General features: G+C 37.3%; 22 protein-coding genes. 11 read left to right on the forward strand and 11 right to left on the reverse strand.

The window, feature by feature from the left end; translation table 11 throughout:
- Nucleotides 1–451 precede the first annotated feature (451 nt).
- A complete protein-coding gene (locus tag GH715_RS05280) occupies nucleotides 452–1,909 on the reverse strand; it encodes a Na+/H+ antiporter NhaC family protein (RefSeq protein WP_153834629.1) in 1,458 nt (485 codons plus the stop codon).
- 302 nt (nucleotides 1,910–2,211) lie between these two features.
- Here GH715_RS05280 and GH715_RS05285 point away from each other — a divergent pair, with 302 nt between their 5' ends.
- Both GH715_RS05285 and GH715_RS05290 read left to right on the forward strand, forming a co-directional pair.
- Complete coding sequence (locus GH715_RS05285) at nucleotides 2,212–3,216, forward strand: permease (protein ID WP_153834628.1); 1,005 nt, start codon at nucleotides 2,212–2,214, stop codon at nucleotides 3,214–3,216.
- Between the two features lie 13 nt (nucleotides 3,217–3,229).
- On the forward strand, nucleotides 3,230–4,165 hold the full coding sequence (locus GH715_RS05290; RefSeq protein ID WP_153834627.1) for a TIGR03943 family putative permease subunit: 936 nt from the start codon (nucleotides 3,230–3,232) through the stop codon (nucleotides 4,163–4,165).
- Nucleotides 4,166–4,239: 74 nt separating this feature from the next.
- Here the strand turns inward: GH715_RS05290 and GH715_RS05295 are convergent, their stop codons facing one another.
- From GH715_RS05295 to GH715_RS05310, 4 genes are all read right to left on the reverse strand, one after another.
- Nucleotides 4,240–4,671 (reverse strand): small multi-drug export protein, encoded by a 432-nt coding sequence (locus GH715_RS05295; RefSeq protein WP_153834626.1) that lies wholly within the window; start codon nucleotides 4,669–4,671, stop codon nucleotides 4,240–4,242.
- Nucleotides 4,672–4,730: 59 nt separating this feature from the next.
- The gene (locus GH715_RS05300) at nucleotides 4,731–5,174 is read right to left on the reverse strand and encodes a flavodoxin domain-containing protein (protein ID WP_153834625.1); all 444 of its coding nucleotides are present in this window, start codon (nucleotides 5,172–5,174) and stop codon (nucleotides 4,731–4,733) included.
- A gap of 17 nt (nucleotides 5,175–5,191) precedes the next feature.
- The gene (locus tag GH715_RS05305) at nucleotides 5,192–6,241 is read right to left on the reverse strand and encodes a ribonucleotide-diphosphate reductase subunit beta (protein WP_153834624.1); all 1,050 of its coding nucleotides are present in this window, start codon (nucleotides 6,239–6,241) and stop codon (nucleotides 5,192–5,194) included.
- Nucleotides 6,242–6,327: 86 nt separating this feature from the next.
- Nucleotides 6,328–8,616, reverse strand: coding sequence for a ribonucleoside-diphosphate reductase subunit alpha (locus GH715_RS05310; protein WP_153834623.1), 2,289 nt, complete (start codon nucleotides 8,614–8,616; stop codon nucleotides 6,328–6,330).
- A 393-nt stretch (nucleotides 8,617–9,009) separates the two neighbouring features.
- Here GH715_RS05310 and csaA point away from each other — a divergent pair, with 393 nt between their 5' ends.
- From csaA to GH715_RS05340, 6 genes are all read left to right on the forward strand, one after another.
- A complete protein-coding gene (gene csaA / locus GH715_RS05315) occupies nucleotides 9,010–9,339 on the forward strand; it encodes a chaperone CsaA (protein WP_018934553.1) in 330 nt (109 codons plus the stop codon).
- A 22-nt stretch (nucleotides 9,340–9,361) separates the two neighbouring features.
- A complete protein-coding gene (locus GH715_RS05320) occupies nucleotides 9,362–9,550 on the forward strand; it encodes a hypothetical protein (protein WP_153834622.1) in 189 nt (62 codons plus the stop codon).
- A gap of 164 nt (nucleotides 9,551–9,714) precedes the next feature.
- Nucleotides 9,715–10,365 carry a hypothetical protein gene (locus GH715_RS05325; protein ID WP_153834621.1) on the forward strand — a complete coding sequence of 217 codons (651 nt, stop codon included), beginning with the start codon at nucleotides 9,715–9,717 and terminating at the stop codon, nucleotides 10,363–10,365.
- 105 nt (nucleotides 10,366–10,470) lie between these two features.
- Nucleotides 10,471–10,779, forward strand: a complete 309-nt coding sequence (locus GH715_RS05330) for a hypothetical protein (RefSeq protein WP_163578466.1) — start codon at nucleotides 10,471–10,473, stop codon at nucleotides 10,777–10,779.
- A gap of 65 nt (nucleotides 10,780–10,844) precedes the next feature.
- Entirely contained in the window at nucleotides 10,845–11,357 is a 513-nt protein-coding gene (locus tag GH715_RS05335) for a DUF6773 family protein (RefSeq protein ID WP_153834620.1), read from the forward strand.
- Nucleotides 11,354–11,554, forward strand: coding sequence for a helix-turn-helix transcriptional regulator (locus tag GH715_RS05340; RefSeq protein WP_018931280.1), 201 nt, complete (start codon nucleotides 11,354–11,356; stop codon nucleotides 11,552–11,554). Before GH715_RS05335 ends, GH715_RS05340 begins: the two co-directional genes overlap by 4 nt.
- A gap of 13 nt (nucleotides 11,555–11,567) precedes the next feature.
- Here the strand turns inward: GH715_RS05340 and GH715_RS05345 are convergent, their stop codons facing one another.
- Both GH715_RS05345 and GH715_RS05350 read right to left on the reverse strand, forming a co-directional pair.
- Nucleotides 11,568–13,292, reverse strand: coding sequence for an ABC transporter ATP-binding protein (locus GH715_RS05345; protein WP_153834619.1), 1,725 nt, complete (start codon nucleotides 13,290–13,292; stop codon nucleotides 11,568–11,570).
- A 65-nt stretch (nucleotides 13,293–13,357) separates the two neighbouring features.
- Nucleotides 13,358–13,648, reverse strand: coding sequence for a hypothetical protein (locus GH715_RS05350; protein WP_153834618.1), 291 nt, complete (start codon nucleotides 13,646–13,648; stop codon nucleotides 13,358–13,360).
- 86 nt (nucleotides 13,649–13,734) lie between these two features.
- Here GH715_RS05350 and GH715_RS05355 point away from each other — a divergent pair, with 86 nt between their 5' ends.
- Complete coding sequence (locus tag GH715_RS05355; RefSeq protein WP_153834617.1) at nucleotides 13,735–13,902, forward strand: hypothetical protein; 168 nt, start codon at nucleotides 13,735–13,737, stop codon at nucleotides 13,900–13,902.
- A 16-nt stretch (nucleotides 13,903–13,918) separates the two neighbouring features.
- Here GH715_RS05355 and GH715_RS05360 read toward each other — a convergent pair whose 3' ends face one another.
- The 4 genes from GH715_RS05360 to GH715_RS05375 are packed head-to-tail and all read right to left on the reverse strand — an operon-like array spanning nucleotide 13,919 to nucleotide 17,338.
- Nucleotides 13,919–14,800: a metal ABC transporter permease gene (locus GH715_RS05360; protein WP_153834616.1), complete on the reverse strand. Its 882-nt coding sequence runs from the start codon at nucleotides 14,798–14,800 to the stop codon at nucleotides 13,919–13,921.
- Entirely contained in the window at nucleotides 14,797–15,666 is an 870-nt protein-coding gene (locus tag GH715_RS05365; protein WP_153834615.1) for a metal ABC transporter permease, read from the reverse strand. Before GH715_RS05365 ends, GH715_RS05360 begins: the two co-directional genes overlap by 4 nt.
- Nucleotides 15,663–16,406, reverse strand: coding sequence for a metal ABC transporter ATP-binding protein (locus GH715_RS05370; RefSeq protein ID WP_153834614.1), 744 nt, complete (start codon nucleotides 16,404–16,406; stop codon nucleotides 15,663–15,665). Before GH715_RS05370 ends, GH715_RS05365 begins: the two co-directional genes overlap by 4 nt.
- 11 nt (nucleotides 16,407–16,417) lie before the next feature.
- Nucleotides 16,418–17,338: a metal ABC transporter solute-binding protein, Zn/Mn family gene (locus GH715_RS05375; RefSeq protein ID WP_153834613.1), complete on the reverse strand. Its 921-nt coding sequence runs from the start codon at nucleotides 17,336–17,338 to the stop codon at nucleotides 16,418–16,420.
- 190 nt (nucleotides 17,339–17,528) lie between these two features.
- Between GH715_RS05375 and GH715_RS05380 the strand changes: the two genes are divergently transcribed.
- Both GH715_RS05380 and GH715_RS05385 read left to right on the forward strand, forming a co-directional pair.
- Complete coding sequence (locus GH715_RS05380; protein ID WP_153834612.1) at nucleotides 17,529–18,512, forward strand: LacI family DNA-binding transcriptional regulator; 984 nt, start codon at nucleotides 17,529–17,531, stop codon at nucleotides 18,510–18,512.
- Between the two features lie 104 nt (nucleotides 18,513–18,616).
- Nucleotides 18,617–20,002: a sucrose-specific PTS transporter subunit IIBC gene (locus GH715_RS05385; RefSeq protein ID WP_153834611.1), complete on the forward strand. Its 1,386-nt coding sequence runs from the start codon at nucleotides 18,617–18,619 to the stop codon at nucleotides 20,000–20,002.
- Nucleotides 20,003–20,186 lie beyond the last annotated feature (184 nt).

Genomic DNA, 20,186 nt, shown 5'->3' on the forward strand with positions numbered 1-20,186 from the left:
ACGGTTCTGTGAGGAGTGAGGAATACTTAAAGTTATAAAGGTATTCCCGCTTACTCGACCTAACTTTTTCGAGCAAAACCCGCTCGAAAAAGTGGATCTTCAGGTCAAACCATTCCCACAGGAGTGAAAGTGGGCTGCCTTCACTATGATTATGCTCTACAATACTAGCAAGAGGTAACGCGGTTGTTTTTTACTCACAAATAGCAATTTTCAACTTGTCCATTGTAAAAATCAACCTATTACTCATAACAATAGTTGTTGCACCTCTCATAGCGAAGTAATTAGTCGGAGCGTTGGCAAATACACATAAAACATGTCAAAATAACTACTTCGCTTAACACGGTCATTGCACTGATTTTATATTTTCTTGTCTTATATAAAAGACTTGGCATCTATTCATGCCAAGCCTTACTATTCGTGCTATTTCATCTATCGTCTCGCAAACGATCACTTATTGAGGTGGCTCAGTTAATTCTTCGCCATTTTTACCTTGATAACGTAATCCCCATCCTGTTAATGCTGCAACTAGCATAACAATCACTAAGAACCAGCCTTGGAAAACAAATGGAAAAACTGCTGTCGGTGAAACAATTGGCAGCCATTCGTAGGTTTCCTGCATCATAGTGATCGTGGACCAACCAAGTAATACTGGTGCTCCCCAAGGGAAAATATAACCTAAGGCAGAAGTTATAGCATCGAGCATATTTGCACGGCGGTAACTGTGAATCTGATATTTTTCCCCGATTTCACGAACAAAAGGTGCCGCTGCAATTTCGGCTGCCGTGTTAATGGTAATTGCGCTGTTTAACAAAGCAACGATTGCCCACATGGAAATCTCTGCACGTCGAACAGAATTTTTAATCCATTTAACAAGTACAGAGGTAATTACTTGCATAGTACCTCCTAATCGTAATAAGTGTGCTGCAGCTACAATTAATAAAATTAAGATTGCCATATTGATATATCCGGTAATTCCATTAATAAGTGCACCTTCCACGATATTATCTGAGTCAGGATTAAAGCTGATGACATCACTAAACGAGCCTACAGGAAATACTATTAGCATAACAACTGCAACTAAAATTCCCCATGTTAAAGAGGTAATAATATGATGTCCTGATATAGCTAAAAATAATACAACAGCAAATGGTATTAGCATTAATAATCCTTTAGGGTCGGTGGTAGCCTCAATGCTAGCTTGGTTTTCGATTGAACCACCACCACCAAAAATAATAAAGATGATCAATGTAGGAATAGCGGCAGCAATTGCATACTTAAAACGACTTTTTACAACACCAGGTACGTCGGCATCTTGTGTTGTCGCTGAAACAATCGTTGTATCTGACACAGGTGCAAGGTTATCCCCGAATACCGCTCCAGCAAGAATCGCTGCAAATAAAATGGTTGGATCTGCTCCTGTTGCCACACCGGCAGGGAACATTAATGTACAAAAAGCAACTGTCGTACCATAACCTGTACCAACAGCTGTCGAGAATGTGGCAGCCAATATAAAGGTCAATCCAACGAAAAGACCTCCCGTGAACCCGGTAATCATACCGATCCAGACGAGACCCTCGACCAATCCGCCAACTTGCAATACTTGCGCAAACATGCCGGCATAGAACCATGCAACCATTGCTACTACACCAATTGGTTGAGCGAGACCATCAAACAATCCTTGCGCATAATCTGCCCATTTACTTTTACAGAAAAATAAACCCAAGGTAATTCCGAAAATAGCACCTAGTACAAGGCCAATTTCAGAAGATAATTGTAATACACTAGTGGTAATCGCCCATATGACGAAAAATAATAGCGGAACAGCTGCGCCAAATGCACCTAAGCGAAATGTTAATTGGGTAATTGTTGAATTTCCCGTCGCACGTGATGATTCACTATCTTGCTCCATAGAGATTTCCTCCTTCTCTTATATCTTGAGTCTTCTTACAGTGGGAGTTATATCATGATATTAGTGTCCGTTATCACTGTTGTTTTTCATTGGAATAGGTTTTAGTAGTATATGCTAAAAAACCTTTTAACATTGTATCATATTTATATGGAGAATAAGTATGATTTTTTCCTAGATTATCGCATTTGGTTTGGTGGTGATAAGTAATCGAAATCATTACGATTTATTTCGCCGAAATGATTCTAGAATACTATTTAATACATAGATATAAAATAGTAGATGAAAACAAAAAGGAGAATATTATGAAAAAAAGTTTACCTTCACTTATTATTGATTCTGCTATTCTATTGTTGTTTATTATGGTTGTATATGTATTTGCCTTTAGTGATTCTCTCTCCATCATCGAGTTACCAGATTCTTTTTATCATCTGAATACCATCTTTTTAAGTATTTTAATAGAAGCATTACCGTTTGTTTTAATAGGTGTCATTATCGCAGGAATTATTCAAATATTTATTACTGAAGATCAGTTAAAAAAGTGGATTCCTAAAAATAAATATGCTGCTGTCTTTATGAGTTGTGTTGTAGGTGGTCTTTTTCCTGCTTGTGAATGTGGGATTGTTCCGATTGTTAGAAGACTGATTTCAAAGGGTGTACCGATTTATGCAGGGATAGGTTTTTTATTAACAGGTCCTTTAATCAATCCAATCGTGATCTTTTCTACATATATGGCGTTCGGAAATGATTGGCAAATCGCGCTATTACGGATGGGACTAGGTTTCCTTATTGCACTTGTTATCAGTATTTTGATTAGCTTTCTATTTCAAAGTAATCAGTTGAAAACAAGTGTAGCAACAGTATCCAGTTGTCAAGCAGACAGTGCTAGTGGTAGTCAATCCTTCTTGGACAAGGTGGGTAAAACGTTATTACATGCAGTGGATGAATTTTTTGATATGGGGAAATATTTAATTATTGGTGCTTTTTTAGCTTCATTTGTACAAGTATATGTTTCTACCAATTTGTTAGTTAGTATAGGGGAGGGTCATGTTGCATCGCTTGTCGTTATGATGGGATTAGCTTATTTACTGTCATTATGTTCGGAAGCAGATGCTTTTATCGGTGCATCTTTCTCCAATGTCTTCCCACAAGCTTCTATTTTAGGATTTCTCATTTATGGACCGATGATAGATTTAAAAAATACTTTGATGATGTTAAGTGTTTTTAAGACTAGGTTTGTGTTGATTTTTGTTGTTATTGTAACAGTGACAGTTTTCATTATGATAAGCCTGTTGCAAGGCTTTATTTAAGGGGGGCAGCAGCATGAAATTAAATGGACAACAGCTATTACGCGCTACGATTCTTTTATTTTTCACGATCTTTATTTTTAGATTACATGTTACTGGTGACATCTTAAAGTTGATTAACCCAAAATATGAAACCTTAAGTCAAATGGGGGCATCACTATTTTTATTGTTATTTCTAGTTCAAATGCATCGAGTGTTTACATTCGGAGCAAAAATAGAACATCACCACCATGATCATGACCACCATCATGATCATGGTGATCAGCCAATGAACCTAAAAAAAGTTTTTAGTTATCTAGTTATTGTTTTTCCTGTTGCAACTGGTATGTTATTACCACTATCGAGCTTGGATGCATCGATCGCGAAAAATAAAGGTGCGACACTATCGCTGACAAGTCAATCTCAACAAGAGGAAACGTTACAAGGTCAACTAGCTGAAACACCGACTTCAAATGAAGCTCCTCCTGATTTAGGACAACCAGCAGGTGATGATAATCCGATAGATCCGAATGTCTATCAAAATAAGATTCCAAAGACTGAATATGATCAATTGCGCTCTGATATTTTGAAACAGGCACATATAGAAATGGATGAAACGCTCTTTTCCACGTATTATCAAGAAATAATGGCGCATGCTGAGCAGTTACAAGGGACCAAGGTAACTTTTTCAGGATTCGTTTATCGAGAAGAAGGTTTTTCGCAACAGCAATTAGTAATCGGTCGTTTTTTAATTACACATTGTGTGGCAGATGCTGGATTGATCGGTTTCTTAACCGAATTTGATCAGGCGGGAAACATCGAAGATAATACATGGTTAAACGTAACAGGGACGATTCAATTAACAAATTATCAAGGCGCTCCAATACCGATAATCAAAGCAACAGAGGTGGAAACCATTAAAGAACCCGATCAGCCTTATGTATATCCGATAAATATTGAGATGGTTGAATAGAGAAGAAAAAAGTGTGGTCAGTGAAGCTCGGACACTGACCACATTCTTTATAAGAAGTAACCTTTCACTTTGATTTATTTATTGAAGAAGTTAAATCCAAAAGCGGTTAATATCCCAATTGCTAATGACCATGCTCCGATGCTAAAGGAAGACCATACGAATGTTGAACGTTTGGTTGCACCAAGTGTCATGCCGATAAAAGCAGCAATATGAGAGCCAATTAAGATAGGTCCAAGCAATACCATGCCAGGCAGGCCGTACCTATCCCAAAGAGTGTGTGCTCTAGCCTGCCGTGTGGATTCTTTCTTTTTGCTCCTTTTTGCCAGCCATCCTTTGAATTTATCGTATCCGATAATCAAAGCTATTATCGTTGTCATATTTCCAATGAATGCAACGAATATAACGAGAATGGGGTTTAAGCCTGATAGAATCCCCAGAGGAATAACAAACGCTATCTCAAACCAGGGTACTGCAGCGCTTAAAAAGATTAGTATATATTCCAACATTATGTCATTCTCCTTTCATTAAAAAAAGTTGATGTTTTTTACAACATCAACCTTTAAAGCTATGAAACTACTGCTAATTCACTTACTAATCGATCACAAAATTTTTCACATCTATGAAGATCTTCGTCTTGTGGTGTTAATTCTACTTTTAAAGTAACGGCAAGATTTGTGTGAACATAAAGCATATCTCTAAACATGTCAACCGCTCCACAATAATAAGGATAGAAGCTATCTCCTGTACCAAATACACCAGTAGTAATATGGTTTACCTCTTCCTCTTCAAATGCTTCAAAAACTTCTTCCATTTCCATCGGCAGATCACCATTATCCCAAGAGTAGGTTCCAACTGTAACGATATCGTAGTTGTATAGTAATTGTGGATGAAACTCATCAACAGGGATTAAGTCGGTTTCGATATGATGGTTATTCATTTTTTCGCAAATGATTTCTGCTAGAGTAGAAGTATTACCAGTTACAGATGTATAGATAATCGCAGCTTTCATCGTGAAAAGCCTCCTTATTAAAGTTCGTCAAAGCCATTAGATGATGATACTTTCGTATAAGTACGAGATTTTTGCTCAAAAAAGTCTGATTTCGTTTCGTTCATCATTTCATCACTGAAGACATGAATCCATTCCATTGGGTTGTCACGTTCAGGATAATAGTTATCCAAACCGATTTGGCGGAACCGTTTGTTAGCTAAATACTCGACATAGCCATGGAATTCATCAAGGTCAATACCTTCAATATCTTTCAAAATGTAATCTGCCCATTCTTTTTCTAGCTGTACTGCCTTATCAACTGTTTGGTAGACAAATTGAATATTCTCTTCGGTATTAAGCTCTGGATTTTCCGTAAGTAGAATACGGACGAATTGTGATACGAAATAAGCATGTTGCATTTCGTCACGTTGAATATAGCTAATCATCGTACTCGTTTTTAACATTTTTTGCTGACGTGCCAAATGATAGAAGAAGGCAAAACCTGCATAGAAATAGATACCTTCTAAATTAATAGAGTTAATCGCTAATTCAAATAAACGTTGAGGCGTCGGATTTTCACGGAACGCTTCATAGCTATCCAAAATTAACTGGTTTCGTTTACGGACAATTGGATCTTCCTTAGCCTGATCAAAACGTTCATTTTGTTCACGTAAAGGTACAAGAGAACTTAGAATGTATGAATAGGACTCATTGTGAACGGCTTCCTGCTGTGAAATAACAGCGAATATCGCTTTGAAGCTAGAATCTGTTACATAGTCCATTACATGTGTCATTGTCGGTGTTTGCAAACTATCTAAGGATGCAAGCTGTGTATTAATACGTAAGAAAACATCTTTTTCCGTTTCGGATAAGTTATCCCATTGTTTGATGTCATCTTGCATATTGATCTCTTGCGCTTTCCAAAAGTTGGCCAATAAGGTCTGGTATAAGTCATACATTTGTGGATAAGCAATATCGTTCCAGTTTAATAGACCTGAAGACTCACCATTAATAATGCCAGTTGCTTTATTTGGATAAGTAGGGTTTAAAAGTTTGATTTTAGTTAAAGATTGATCGACTTGTGTCATTTCCGGTCCTCCCACATTAGAATAAAATATGGATAGTGAATGCCGATACCACACTTCTGTGGGCGGCATTCCATACATCCTGATGATTAACTATGGCATGCTTCACATTCTTCGATTTCTGTCTGGGAAGTACTGCGAACATAATAAGTTGTTTTCAGACGGTTTTCCCATGCTGCCATGTGTAAATTTAATAATTCTTTTGCTTTAATATCATGACGCACATAGAAATTAAAGCTGATTGCTTGATCAATGTGACGTTGTCTTTTCGCGTTTTGTTTAATACTCCAAACTTGATCCAATTCGTGACGTGCACGACGGTAATAGTTATAAGTGACATGATCTAAATCTGGTGCTGTCACTTTAAATTTGAAGTTTTTCTTCTCTTCGGCAAATTCCACTGCATACAATGGATCAATTCCATCTGTGGAGCCACCGATTTTTGCTGTAGAAGAGTTTGGTGCTACAGCCATTAACCAGCCATTGCGAATACCGTTTGATGCCACTTCTTCTCGTAACTTGTTCCAACGGTCTGAGTGATAGTCTCTTCTTTCGAAATAGACACCAGTTTGCCACTCGGATCCTTCAAATTCAGAGTAAGCACCTTTTTCTTTTGCTAATTCCATAGATGCTTTAATCGTGTAATAAGCAATATCTTCGTAAACTTTATCAGCATACTCGACAGCTTCTTCAGATTCCCAATGGATGCTTTCTAATGCAAGTAGATGATGCCAGCCGAAAGTACCAAGACCGACAGCACGATATTTTTTGTTTGTTACTTGTGCTTGACCGACCGTAATTGTATTAAGATCAATAACATTGTCTAACATACGAACTTGTATCGAGATTAATCGATCCAATACTTCTTCGCGAACTGCATTTGGTAAGTTAATCGATGATAAATTACATACAACAAAGTCACCTGGTTTACGAACAATTACGATATTGCCTTCTTCATCTTGATATTCTTTCGAGATGGTTGTCGGCGACATATTTTGTGCAATTTCTGTACATAAGTTACTGCAATAAATCGATGTTTTACCAACACCACGTTTGTGTTTGTTTGGGTTTTGACGGTTTACTTCATCACGATAGAACATGTATGGTGTACCAGTTTCTAATTGTGCAACCATAATACGAGCCATAATATCCATTGCTCGGTATGTTTTTCTAGGAAGTAACGGGTGATTGACTGCTTCCCAGTATTTTTCGGTAAAATATTTGTTGTCTTCTTCATCATAGAAATCCTCAAGACCAAGTGGATTTCCATTTTCGTCTTTCCAGCCCATGATTTGTTTTACTTGGTGTGGGCAGAATGTATGCCACTCGCCGATACTTTTACCTTGTGCATCTGTTTCTCGTAATTGTTCCATAAATAAGTCTGGGATAGCTACACCTGTAAAGATATCGTGTGCTTTACGACGTTCATCACCATTATTTGTTTTTAAGTCTAAGAAACCGTTCATAATATCTTTATGGAAAACATCCAGATAGATTGCTACGGCACCTTGACGTTGGCCTAATTGGTCCACACTAACTGCTGTATCGTTCACTAAACGAATCCATGGTACAACACCAGATGAGTTGCCTTTGAATCTCTTAATATCTGAACCTAGGGCACGAACTTTACCGTAATAGATGCCGATACCACCGCCATCTTTACTAAGACGAGCGATATCCCAGTTGTTTAAATAAATGCCATCTAATGAATCGTCTACGGTGTCAATAAAGCAAGAAGATAACTGGCCATAGCTTTTACCCGCATTGGATAAGGTTGGTGTTGCGACTGTCATATATAGGTTACTTAATGCCCAATAAGCTTCCTTCACTAATTCAACACGTTTTTCAGGTGCTTCATTTTGCATTAATGTCATGGCAATAATCATAAATCGTTCTTGTGGCAGTTCATATAAGTTACGGTCATGATCTCTTGCTAGATAGCGATCTGCTAATAGAAAAAGTCCTATGTAGTTGAAGAGTGCATCCTTTTCTGGATCAATTACTTGTTGTAGCTGATTTATTTCTTCTTTGCTATAATGGGTAAGGATGTCGGCACTATAAATTCCTTTATCTGTTAGTAGTTGAATTAATTTGTATAAATCACCGTATTTTTGAGTAGATTCATACTCACGGTTTTGTGCTGCTTCTTCATATAATTGTGTTAAATGGAAATGAGCCGCGACAAAAGTCCATTTAGGCTGATCCATCGAGATGCGGTTTAATGAATAGAATAAAGCTTCCTGGGTTGACTCTTTGTCAGATTTTGTAGATTCTTCGATACGTTGCTGTATATCTTTCGTATCTAATCCATACTTTTCTTCTGCTTCTTGTAGAGCTTTGGTGACTGATTGTTTAATAGATTTAACTTCTGTTGTCATGAAAAAACCTCCAATTACATAATAAAAGCGCTCATGATGGAGCGATTAAAACTGAATAATCTATGTAGTTAACTAAACTGCGAAAAATTAGGATTTCGCAGTATTGATGTCGTGAATACAATATATAGATATTTTTGACTTACGAATCATCTATATATTGTATTTTATCTTATAAGCAGATTTTTGACAACAAAAAAATTTGTGTCAAAATCATTGAAATCTATTAAAACTATGATAGAAAAGTTGATATAGAGACTTCTACTATATCCGATTGGGACCTAAGTATCAAATTTTAAAACTGTTGCTTTTGGCAAAAATAGTAAGAAAATGGTATGATAAAAATAATATCGAAAAATGACGTAAAAAAGGACAATAATAACTGAGGTGATAAACTTGGCTTCATTTGATGATTTTTCTAAGTTAGATTTGCGTATTGGAACTGTAATTGAAGCGGCAGATTTTAAAGAAGCGAGAAAACCAGCGATTAAGTTGAAAATTGATTTTGGTGAGTTAGGTGTAAAACAGTCTTCAGCACAAATTACGAAAAGGTATAATCCGGAGCAGTTAGTCGGACGCCAAGTAGCAGCAATAGTTAATTTTCCACCTTTACGAATTGCCGGCTTTAAATCAGAGGTGTTAGTACTAGGCGGAATACCAGGAACAGACGATGTGGTGTTGCTCAGACCTGATGAAACCGTGGAAAATGGTACAAAAATATCTTAATAAGGAAGAGGAGTAGGTGGAAATGAATAAGAAAATAAACTCTTATCAAACGCTATTTATGATATTTTTCGTGATAGTCGTACTAGCAATATTCGAATTTGCAGTTCCCGATTTTCAGTTTAAGTCAGTTGTCTTCGTTCTACTATGTGGATTGTCAGCATGGCTAGGGGCAATGTTATCTATTGTACTCTTAAAGGAAAAGGTTAAGTGAACAAACAGAGGACTTCCGACAAACGGGGAGTTCTTTCTTAATAATTTTTGGATTGTATCAGTTGCTAAATAAGATGGGAAGGCGGAAAACTTCCTGTCTTTTGATTTGTATTCAGTAGGATAGATAATCCACGTTATAGAATTATTTCGAATAGGATGATTTTAATGAAAAAAATAATTGGTTTAACAATCCTTGTTTCTGTTTTGCTTTTGTCAGCTTGTGGTTCGGAAAAAGAAGCGAAGTCCGAATCGAAAAAAATCGTTGCTCACGAGGTGGAAAATAACAAAGTTGTCAACGAAAAGGAGTGGAAAGACGTCACTGAATTAGAAGAAGGCAAGATATACGATATGGAAACAAATGTGAAAGATTATATAGAAGAAGCGAATCGAATTTTTCACGAAGCTCCTGATCAAGATTCAAAATTGATCCAAGCGGGATACGATGAAGCGTATTATTATTATTTGGAAGCAATGGCGTTGGATAGAGGTCTGGACGTTGTTCAAGTCGAAGGTGTTTCGCTTGAAAAGGATTTTGATAATTTACAAAAACTGGTGGGCATAATTGAAGAAGGGCACCATAAGCGGACAGAACACATTGACCCTGAAAAATATGGTGCAAACAAACGTGAAGCCGTGAAGGATTGGGAAGAACCAAGCAAAAGAATGAATCAAGCTATCGAATATACAAAGCAATTATTGAATGACATTGACGTTGCGATCAACAAAGACGGCGAAGGTGAAACGTTTGGACTTGCATATCAAACGGACGGACAAAAAACAGAGGAACTTGAAGAGTTTATTGAAAGCGGCGAATAATTTCGTCGTTTTTTTGTTGTCTAAGAATTTGTGAATTTTTGGAATGTAGATAACGAGTTCTTCGAGAATCGCTCTCGAGGACAAAAGAAAGCCAAAATCGAAAAAGTGTCCACGATAACAGATCTCGAGGACAAAAGAAAGCCAAAATCGGAAAAAGTGTCCACGAGAATGGCTCTCGAGGACAAAAGAAAGCCAAAATCGGAAAAAGTGTCCACGAGAATGGCTCTCGAGGACAAAAGAAAGCCAAAATCGGAAAAAGTGTCCACGAGAACCGCTCTCGAGGACAAAAGAAAGCTAAAATCAGAAAAAGTGTCCACGAGAACCGCTCTCGAGGACAAAAGAAAGCTAAAATCAGAAAAAGTGTCCATAAGGAAATCTCTCGAGGGAACGAACCATATAATTAACTTTATGTAAAATATATATTGCGTAAAGTAAAATATTGTGTATAATAAAAGTATAATATAACAGGAGGTACAGTAATGAACTTATTGAAAAACAAAATCCAAGATGAGCGAGTTGTTCATGAACAAAATAAGATATATCGGGAAATTTATCTTTTGATTTTTGCTATTTGCTTCATATCGGTGATATCTAAATTTTTTATTTACGGCTTTGAGATGGAGCATGTGGTAACCGAAATGATTATTTTTTTCGCAGCAGGTATTTATTATTCTGTTCGAGCATCACAAAAAGGGTTGTTTTCTGCAGAAGTGGAAATGCATGATAGTAAAAGTAAGTGGAGCTATCAGACGAAAACGATTGTTATAGGTGTTGCAACTGGAATAGCATTAGGGCTGTTCTTCGGAATTAACAGTGCTGTCAACTATGCAGAAACTCCACTAGAAAGGGTTTATTATTTCTTTCTAACGTTTGCAACGTCCATGATGTTTTATATTCCGATTCTAGTGCTAGTATTGGTCATCAGTTATACGGCTGCCAAACATCGCAGTGATAAAGCGGTAGACAAACAACTAGAGGATGACGAATCATGAAAAACTTGAAGCTGAAAGTAGCAAGAGTGGAGCACGATTTATCTCAGGCCGAACTAGCTGAAAAAGTTGGTGTTACGAGGCAAACGATAGGTTTGATTGAACAGGGGAAATATAATCCAAGTCTGCAGCTGTGTTTATCGATATGTAAAACATTAAATAAAACATTAGACGATTTATTTTGGCAAGAAGAAGACTAAGTGCTTCATACACTTAGTCTTGATTTTTTTCATATTGAATTTTATGCAATCGTGCAAAAACTCCATCTTTGGTTAAAAGCTCCTGGTAGCTTCCTTCTTCGACAATACCTTCATTCGTTACAACTACAACTCGATCAGCATCTTTAATGGTTGCTAATCGGTGGGCAATCACTAATGTCGTACGGTTTTCGGCAAGCTGGTCGAATGATTGCTGAATCATTCGTTCTGTTTCCGTATCTAATGCAGATGTTGCCTCATCCAATATTAATATAGGTGGATTTTTTAAGAACGTACGGGCAATCGCTAATCGTTGCTTTTGACCGCCAGAAAGTTTTAAGCCCCGCTCACCAATTTGGGTGTCATATCCATTTGGTAATTCAGCTATCACCTGATCCAGATGTGCTTTTTTGGCAGCATCGATAATCTCTTCATCCGTTGCCTCTTGATTACCGTAGGCGATATTTTCCCTCACAGTTCCGGTAAAAAGGAAGACATCTTGTTGTACAATACCGATTTGCGAGCGTAATGATTTTTTCGTCATTTTCCGGATATCTATTCCATCTATCGTAATCGATCCGCCATTTACGTCATAAAACCTTGGTATTAATGAGCAAATTGTTGTTTTCCCTGCGCCAGAAGGCCCGACAAATGCAACCGTTTCTCCAGGATGGATTTGTAAATTAATATCTGCTAAAACTTGTTGTTGATCATCATAGGAAAAATCGACTTGATTAAATTTAATATCACCAGTTAGTTTATCGACAGTAACAGCATTAGGATCATCCTTAATTTCTGGTTCTTTTGCAAGAATTTCCTGAAAGCGCCGGAATCCTGCCATTCCTTTCGGGTACAATTCTAACAATGCACTTATCTTATCCACTGGTTTAATTAAAACATTGGTATAAAGAACAAAACTGACTAATTCTCCGTAGGTTAAATTGCCATTAAAGTTTAACCATGCCCCAACAATAAGGACAATTAACGTAAGAAAACGAGTCATCATATAAATACTGGAATGTGTTCCTGCCATCACTTTATATGCTTTAATTTTTGCTTTGCGGAATAAGCCGTTATCATGGTTGAATCGTTTTAATTCAAAATCTTCATTTGTAAAAGATTGAACGACTCTTACACCAGATACAGCATCTTCGACACGGGCATTTACACCAGCAATATTATGGTACATTTGGTGCCATGCTTTGTTCATGGCGATGTTACAATATGTTACTAAAGCAACTAACAGTGGCACCATCACTAATGCAATTAAAGCAAGTGTTGGGTTAATGGTGAACATAATCCAAAATGCTCCGGTAAAAGTCATAATCGCAATGAAAAAGTCTTCCGGACCATGGTGTGCCAATTCACCAATATCAAATAAGTCATTCGTGATTCGGCTCATAATATGACCAGTTTTCGTATTATCAAAGAAACGAAATGACTGACGTTGTACATGTGTAAATAACTGCTCACGCATATCTGTTTCAATATTGATTCCCAGTTTGTGTCCTAAGTAACTGACAACATATTGTAAGAAGGTACTGAGCAGATAGACTGCAAATAACAAGATACTGACTGTCACAATTAGATTCCAATCACGTTCAGGTAATAATACATCTATTAACCACTGTACGGCAATGGGAAAGGCGAGTTCTAAGATCGCGACAATGACAGCACTTGAAAAATCAATGATAAACAGTCGTTTATGCGGTTTATAATAAGAAAAAAACTGCTTTAACATGTTAGTAATACTCCTTTTTGATTATTGACTAACATATTATAGCAGAATTTTACCAAATAAGCTTATTATAAAAAGGTTTTCTTAATACCTGATTTGCCTCCTTCGGTATAATGCTGGGGAATGCGTTGTGTTTTTTCCAGTTCTAGTTGGTACTGATACCATGCGGCTTGAAACGTTTGGCGTACTATCCATAACCCAAAAATCACTTGGATGATCAAAGCTCCCCAGAACCAGTCTGTCGGAAGAAAGCTTGTAACCACTACAGCGAATACCACTTGCAGTAAAAATAACCCCCAATGCATCAGCAAAACAATCAAACTACCTGTCAAAATCGCGAGAATAAGAAACCATTCCATTAATATACCTCCATTATTGTGATATAGATCAATTCTTAGATGTAATCGGTCCGCTACAATAGTAAGTTAGAAGGTGGCGGGCGATCATGAACTCACTATTAGTATGGATTCATATGGTGGCAGGTATTCTATGGATTGGTGGATTATTTTTACTTGTCAATAATATAAAAAAAGGGATGCGACAAGCATCCCTTCATCATTTTATCTTTAGTTTATTATTAATCATTGGAATGCTTATATCAAGCAAATATTAGTTTCGCTAATCTCTTACTAGGAAACACGGGCCTTCTTATGTTGCATTTTTTTGACGAGTACTCCTTGTTTTGGACTAAATAAAAATGCCAATAGAAAGAAAACACCAGTCATAGTGGCCATCGCACCTGCAATCGATACATTCCAGAAGCTAGCGACTAGGTAGCCACTAATAGCAGACAAAATGCCAATGAGTCCGCTCAGCACAATCACTACTATAAATCGCTCGCTTAAAAGATAAGCGGTTGCTCCAGGAACAATTAACATGGCTACAACTAATATCGCGCCAACACTATCAAAGGAAGCAACGGTAGATAGTGAGACCATCGACATTAACATGTAATGAATAAAACCAACTGGAATACCAATTAACTTTGCATAAGCTGGATCAAATGTAGAGATTTTGATCGGACGATAGAAGATGATAATCATTACGATATTAAGTATGCAAACAATGCTAAGCATCCAAACAGCAACAGGTCCGTAGCTTACCCCAGCAAGCGTTAATTGATTCCAAGGGACAAACGTAATTTCTCCCATCAATGCATGTTTAACATCTAAATGAACTTGGTTTCCGATAAATGAAATCAGTACAACGCCAAGTGCAAAAAGCGAGGTAAATACAACACCAATAGCAGCATCAGATGGAATTCCTGTTCGATGTAGCATTTCAATAAAGATAGCCGTAAATAACCCGATTACCAATGCACCGATTAACATAGGGAAACCTGATATCGACTGGGTAAAGAAAAAAGCGAGCACAATCCCTAATAAGACGGTGTGGCTGATCGCATCTGCTATCATAGCCATTTTTCGCAACACAAGAATCGAACCACTTATGCCACAAGTGAACCCTACAAGACATCCGGTAATAATAATCCACATCGTATAGGTTGTCATCTTACCAACCTCCTAACGACCAGCCCTTTTGTAAAGCCAAATATTAATGATATAAAGAATAGAATAGAAGCCGTTAAGACGATCATTGGTCCAGTCGGTAAATCTTGGATCACACTACTCGATATCGTGCCAATCAATCCCGATATTGCCCCGAATGTCCCACTAATGACTGTCATTTTGCCAATACTGTCTGTCCAGTACCTTGCAGCAAGGGCAGGGGTTATTAATAATGCAACGATTAATACGACACCTACCATTTGAATCCCGATGACAATGACAGCTACTAACAATGAGAAGAGTAAAACATTGATCCATTTTACTGGGATGCCAATTCCTTTAGCAAAGGTAAAATCAAATGTTGTATAATGAAATTCACGAAAAAAGATGAGAGTAAGTAGCAAAACAAGTAGGGAAACTACTCCAATCGTATAGACATCATTTTTTACAATGGATGCTGCCTGCCCGAAAATAAATGAATCAATTCCTGCTTGGTTTCCGGACATATTTTGCTGGATGTAGGATAATAATAAAATCCCAAACCCGAAGAAAACGGATAGAATCACTCCGATTGCCGCATCTGTTTTCAATTTCGTTTGTTGGATAATCATTTGAATAAAAGAAGTTGCTAAAAGACTTGTAACGGTAGCACCTATTAACAATACTGGTAGGGATTTGTTTTGAAACAAAATATACATAAAGGCCACTCCTGGTAATGTTGCATGTGCCATCCCATCACTAATTAAACTTTGCTTGCGTAAATAGACAAAACAGCCAATTACTCCACTAGAAAATCCTAATAATAAGCTACCGATCATGACCCAGCGAAAGTTCGGGCTTTCTAATAATGTCATCCATTCCGTTATCATAGTGAATTCCCCGCAATAGAAGGTGGAAAAGTTAAGCTGCCTCCATATGTTCGTTCAATATTTTGCGGATGAAAGACATCACGCGTTTTACCACAACAGATTGTCTTTTTATTTAATAATAGAACGTGATCAAAATATTCCTGGACGGTTTGTAGGTCGTGATGTACGATGATGACCGTTTTTCCATCATTTTTCCATTGTTTCATCAGTTGAATCATCATTTTTTCTGTTGCCGCGTCAACACCTGCAAAAGGTTCATCCATAAAATAGATCGGTGTGTTTTGCGCAAGTGCTCTAGCTAAGAAAACCCGCTGCTGTTGTCCGCCAGATAACTGGCTAATTTGTCTGTTCGCATATGCTTCCATTCCAATTTCTTTTAAAAATGACATTGCTAAATCTTTTTCTTGCTTGGAAATCGGTCTAAATCGTTTGAAATGTTTGTAACGCCCCATTAAAACAACATCTAAAGCATTGATCGGGAAATCCCAATCGACTTCACTACGTTGTGGGACATAGCCGATCAGATCCTTCTGTTGTGTAAAAGGTTGTTCCAAAACATCAACTTTTCCCTCGGTGATCGGAACTAATCCTAGTATTGCTTTCATTAGCGTGGACTTGCCAGCACCGTTTGGTCCGATAATGCCAGTAATCGAACCCTTGGGTACCTGAAAGTGAACGTTTTCCAGCACTTTTTGTTGTTGATATTGCACAGATAAGTTGTGAACAGATAGTGCTAACATGAGTAACCCTCCTATTTTAGTGCATCTACAATCGTGTCAATGTTGTGTTTTACCATTCCGATATAGGTTCCTTCCTCCGTTCCTTCTTCCCCCATAGCATCAGAGAAAAGCTCTCCACCAATTTCTACAGTGTGTCCTTTTTCTGTTGCCCCTTCTACTACAGCTTTGATCGAACGTTCAGAGACACTGCTCTCAACAAATACACCTTTTACATCACGATCAATCAATATATCAACTATGTGATTGACATCATGGACACTGTAGTCTGATTCTGTACTGAGTCCTTGCAAGCCAACCACATCAAATCCGTAACGAATGCCAAAATAATGAAAAGCATCATGAGCGGTAACGAGAACTCTGCTTTGTTCTGGTATTTCATTAATTTGTTCTTCAACATATCTTTCTGTCTCCGTTAATTCTTCGAGGTATGTTTGAGCATTGTCTTGGAATTGTGTCTCATTATCTGGGTCTAAGCTGCTCAATTCGTCAGCTACTACTTGCACAACATCCTTCCAAATCGAGATGTCAAACCAAACATGTGGATCATAGACTTGCTCATTTTCAGGATCTGCCAATAGTTTAGCTGAATCGATTTGTTCAGCAACTGCAATCGTTGGTTTTTGGTTTTGCATTTGTTCAAATATTTCATCCATCTGACCTTCAAGATGTAAACCGTTATAAAAGATGATTTCTGCCCTTTCTAATGTTTCGATGTCACCTTGTACGGCATTGTACAAGTGTGGGTCTACTCCTGGCCCCATTAAACTTTGCACTTCTACCAAGTTTCCGCCAACGTTTTCTACAACATCTGCAATTTGCGCAATTGTTGTGACGACTTGTATTTCTTCGGATTCACTACTTGCATCATTTGTTGCACAAGCACTAAGTATTCCTAAACATAAAACAATCCCTAATAACCATTTTTTTATCATAAATTCTCCACCCCTAAAAAAGTTTTACAAGGGAAACTTTTACGGTAAAAAAATAGACTTGCGCACTAAAGTTTCCTTTGTCTAAATTATATGCATTGATGAAAAAATGTCAACTATTTCTTTTTTGTTTTTTGGCTGTTTGGTATACTAAGGGAAATAGTAAGCTTGGATTAGTGTGAAGGAGAGTGTCATGACAACAATCAATGATATTGCAAGACTAGCTAATGTATCGCGTTCAACGGTTTCACGCCACTTGAATAAAAATGGCTATGTAAGCCAAGAAGCACAGGAACGAATTGATAAAGTTATCGAAGAGACCGGTTATTTCCCGAGTCAATCAGCCAAATCGTTACGAACGAAAAAAACGGGTGTAGTTGGAGTGATTTTACCGAAAATAAGCACTGAAACAGCCAGTCGTGTTGTGGACGGTATTAATCAAGTATTGCAGGAAAATGATTATCAAATGCTGTTGACGCAAACCTTATTAGAAAAGGAAAAAGAAATTGCCTTTATCAGACTATTACAATCTCGAAATGTAGATGGGATTATTTTATTAGGAACCAATACAGACGAAGCTCTAGTGGAGGAGATCAAGAAATCAGATGTTCCTGTCGTTGTACTTGGCCAAGACATGCCGGGAACTACATCGATACATTATCCTGATTACAAGGCAACAGCGGAAATGATTAGCTACATGATTGAGAAAGGATACCGAGATATTAGTTTTATTGGGGTACCGGAGGATGACCCTGCAGTAGGAATAGTAAGGAAAAAAGCATATATTGATACATTAAAGGAGCATAATCTACCGGTTTTAACTGAACGGATAACTTATGGTGATTTTAGTATTGATTCTGGCTATCATGCGATGGAAACAATTATGAAGCAATCGAAGAAACCAGATGCTGTCTTTGTTGTAACGGATAATATGGCAGTTGGTGCGATGCAATATTTAAAAGAAAATCATTATAATATTCCAGCGGATATCGGTATGGCAACAACGGGTGTATCGCGTTTATCCAAATATATCGAGCCTGTCCTAACAACGATTGATTTTCAGAACGAAAAAGCTGGTATCGCTATTACTCGTTTGCTCATGAGACAATTAAACGGTTACAAAAAAACAAAAAAATTAACCCATACCTATAGACGATTGACAGGAAATAGTTTATAATCTGTTTTAACGAATGTGTGAGAACGATCCCATATCATTCGTTATCATTTTTGTCTGATGTGGAATCGATCCCACTTTTATTAAAATAGAGGAGGTAATCTTAGATGGCAAGTAATGAAGAGATAGCAAAACAAGTCATCCATGCCATAGGCGGAGAAGCGAATGTTCAATCGATTGCTCACTGTGCAACAAGACTCCGTATTATGGTACATGATCGTGAGAAAGTGAATGTAGAAGAAGTAGAAGAGATTGATAAAGTAAAAGGAGCTTTCTTTAATTCGGGACAATACCAAATTATTTTTGGAACAGGAACAGTAAATCGGATTTACGAAGAGGTGACAAATCTAGGTGTTTCTGGTTCATCCAAATCAGAAATGAAAGAAGATACCAAAAAGCAAGGTACTGCTTTTCAACGGGCTATCCGCACATTTGGTGATGTTTTTGTACCAATTATTCCTGTCCTTGTTGCAACCGGTTTATTTATGGGGTTACGCGGACTTATTACGCAAGAACAAGTATTAGCATTATTTGGTTTAACACCCGATAGTATTTCGGATAACTTTTTATTATTTACTGAAGTGTTAACAGACACAGCTTTTGTCTTTCTGCCAGCTCTTGTAGCATGGTCAACCTTTAGAGTATTTGGCGGAACACCTGTAATCGGTTTAGTACTAGGGTTAATGCTTGTTTCACCATCATTGCCAAATGCGTGGGCAGTAGCAGAAGGAGCAGCGGAACCACTTTACTTTTTAGGCTTTATTCCAGTAATCGGTTATCAGGGTTCCGTTTTACCAGCATTTTTTGCTGGTTTAATCGGAGCTAAGATAGAGAAGTTTTTTCGTAAACGTGTGCCAGAAGCATTGGACTTAATTGTAACACCATTTTTAGTATTACTAATTATGATTATCTTATCGTTATTTGCATTAGGGCCAGTACTACACTTAGTAGAAAATTGGATTTTTGATGGAACAATGGCATTATTAGAATTACCGCTAGGGTTAAGTGGATTAATCATTGGATTTTTCCATCAACTCATCGTTATCACAGGGGTTCATCACATCTTTAATTTCTTAGAAATCCAATTGTTGGAAAACTTAAATTACAACCCGTTCAACCCTATTATTACAGCATCGATTGCAGCTCAAGGTGGTGCAGCATTAGCAGTTGCTGTAAAATCAAAGCAAAAGAAAATGAAGGCTTTAGCGTATCCTTCATCATTATCGGCATTTCTAGGAATTACCGAACCAGCCATCTTCGGTGTTAATCTACGTCATGGTAAACCATTTATAATGGGATTAATTGGTGGAGGTATCGCTGGTTTTATCGCAACATTATTTAATTTACAGGCAACCGGAATGGCCATCACCGTAATTCCTGGTATATTACTTTATTTAAATGAACAATTATTCTTATATATTTTAGTAAACATTGTGGCAATTGGTATTGCATTTGGTTTAACCTACTTCTTTGGGTATAAGGAAGATAAATAAGAGTAGCTGTGATAAGAAAAGGCCGGATTGCTCCGGTCTTTTGTCTATAAATGCTGGTCTTACGGACAAAAGATAGCCCAATCTAGTTTAATTGTCCATAAGAATGGATCTTACAGACAGAAATTAGTTGTACCAAGAATAAGTGTCCGTAAGACTAAATCTTATGGACAAAAAATAATGAAAA

Source organism: Gracilibacillus thailandensis, from assembly GCF_010994055.1.
Classification (GTDB): domain Bacteria; phylum Bacillota; class Bacilli; order Bacillales; family Amphibacillaceae; genus Gracilibacillus; species Gracilibacillus lacisalsi.

Excerpts from the sequence above, each read along its gene's own strand:
- GH715_RS05345 (WP_153834619.1), bottom strand. The coding sequence starts at position 13,292 with ATGTTAAAGCAGTTTTTTTCTTATTATAAACCGCATAAACGACTGTTT.
- GH715_RS05385 (WP_153834611.1), top strand. The coding sequence starts at position 18,617 with ATGGCAAGTAATGAAGAGATAGCAAAACAAGTCATCCATGCCATAGGC.
- GH715_RS05340 (WP_018931280.1), top strand. The coding sequence starts at position 11,354 with ATGAAAAACTTGAAGCTGAAAGTAGCAAGAGTGGAGCACGATTTATCT.
- GH715_RS05365 (WP_153834615.1), bottom strand. The coding sequence starts at position 15,666 with ATGATAACGGAATGGATGACATTATTAGAAAGCCCGAACTTTCGCTGG.
- GH715_RS05355 (WP_153834617.1), top strand. The coding sequence starts at position 13,735 with ATGAACTCACTATTAGTATGGATTCATATGGTGGCAGGTATTCTATGG.
- GH715_RS05280 (WP_153834629.1), bottom strand. The coding sequence starts at position 1,909 with ATGGAGCAAGATAGTGAATCATCACGTGCGACGGGAAATTCAACAATT.
- GH715_RS05325 (WP_153834621.1), top strand. The coding sequence starts at position 9,715 with ATGAAAAAAATAATTGGTTTAACAATCCTTGTTTCTGTTTTGCTTTTG.
- GH715_RS05360 (WP_153834616.1), bottom strand. The coding sequence starts at position 14,800 with ATGACAACCTATACGATGTGGATTATTATTACCGGATGTCTTGTAGGG.
- GH715_RS05320 (WP_153834622.1), top strand. The coding sequence starts at position 9,362 with ATGAATAAGAAAATAAACTCTTATCAAACGCTATTTATGATATTTTTC.
- GH715_RS05310 (WP_153834623.1), bottom strand. The coding sequence starts at position 8,616 with ATGACAACAGAAGTTAAATCTATTAAACAATCAGTCACCAAAGCTCTA.
- GH715_RS05380 (WP_153834612.1), top strand. The coding sequence starts at position 17,529 with ATGACAACAATCAATGATATTGCAAGACTAGCTAATGTATCGCGTTCA.
- GH715_RS05370 (WP_153834614.1), bottom strand. The coding sequence starts at position 16,406 with ATGTTAGCACTATCTGTTCACAACTTATCTGTGCAATATCAACAACAA.
- GH715_RS05290 (WP_153834627.1), top strand. The coding sequence starts at position 3,230 with ATGAAATTAAATGGACAACAGCTATTACGCGCTACGATTCTTTTATTT.
- GH715_RS05295 (WP_153834626.1), bottom strand. The coding sequence starts at position 4,671 with ATGTTGGAATATATACTAATCTTTTTAAGCGCTGCAGTACCCTGGTTT.
- GH715_RS05285 (WP_153834628.1), top strand. The coding sequence starts at position 2,212 with ATGAAAAAAAGTTTACCTTCACTTATTATTGATTCTGCTATTCTATTG.
- GH715_RS05305 (WP_153834624.1), bottom strand. The coding sequence starts at position 6,241 with ATGACACAAGTCGATCAATCTTTAACTAAAATCAAACTTTTAAACCCT.
- GH715_RS05375 (WP_153834613.1), bottom strand. The coding sequence starts at position 17,338 with ATGATAAAAAAATGGTTATTAGGGATTGTTTTATGTTTAGGAATACTT.
- GH715_RS05300 (WP_153834625.1), bottom strand. The coding sequence starts at position 5,174 with ATGAAAGCTGCGATTATCTATACATCTGTAACTGGTAATACTTCTACT.
- GH715_RS05350 (WP_153834618.1), bottom strand. The coding sequence starts at position 13,648 with ATGGAATGGTTTCTTATTCTCGCGATTTTGACAGGTAGTTTGATTGTT.
- GH715_RS05335 (WP_153834620.1), top strand. The coding sequence starts at position 10,845 with ATGAACTTATTGAAAAACAAAATCCAAGATGAGCGAGTTGTTCATGAA.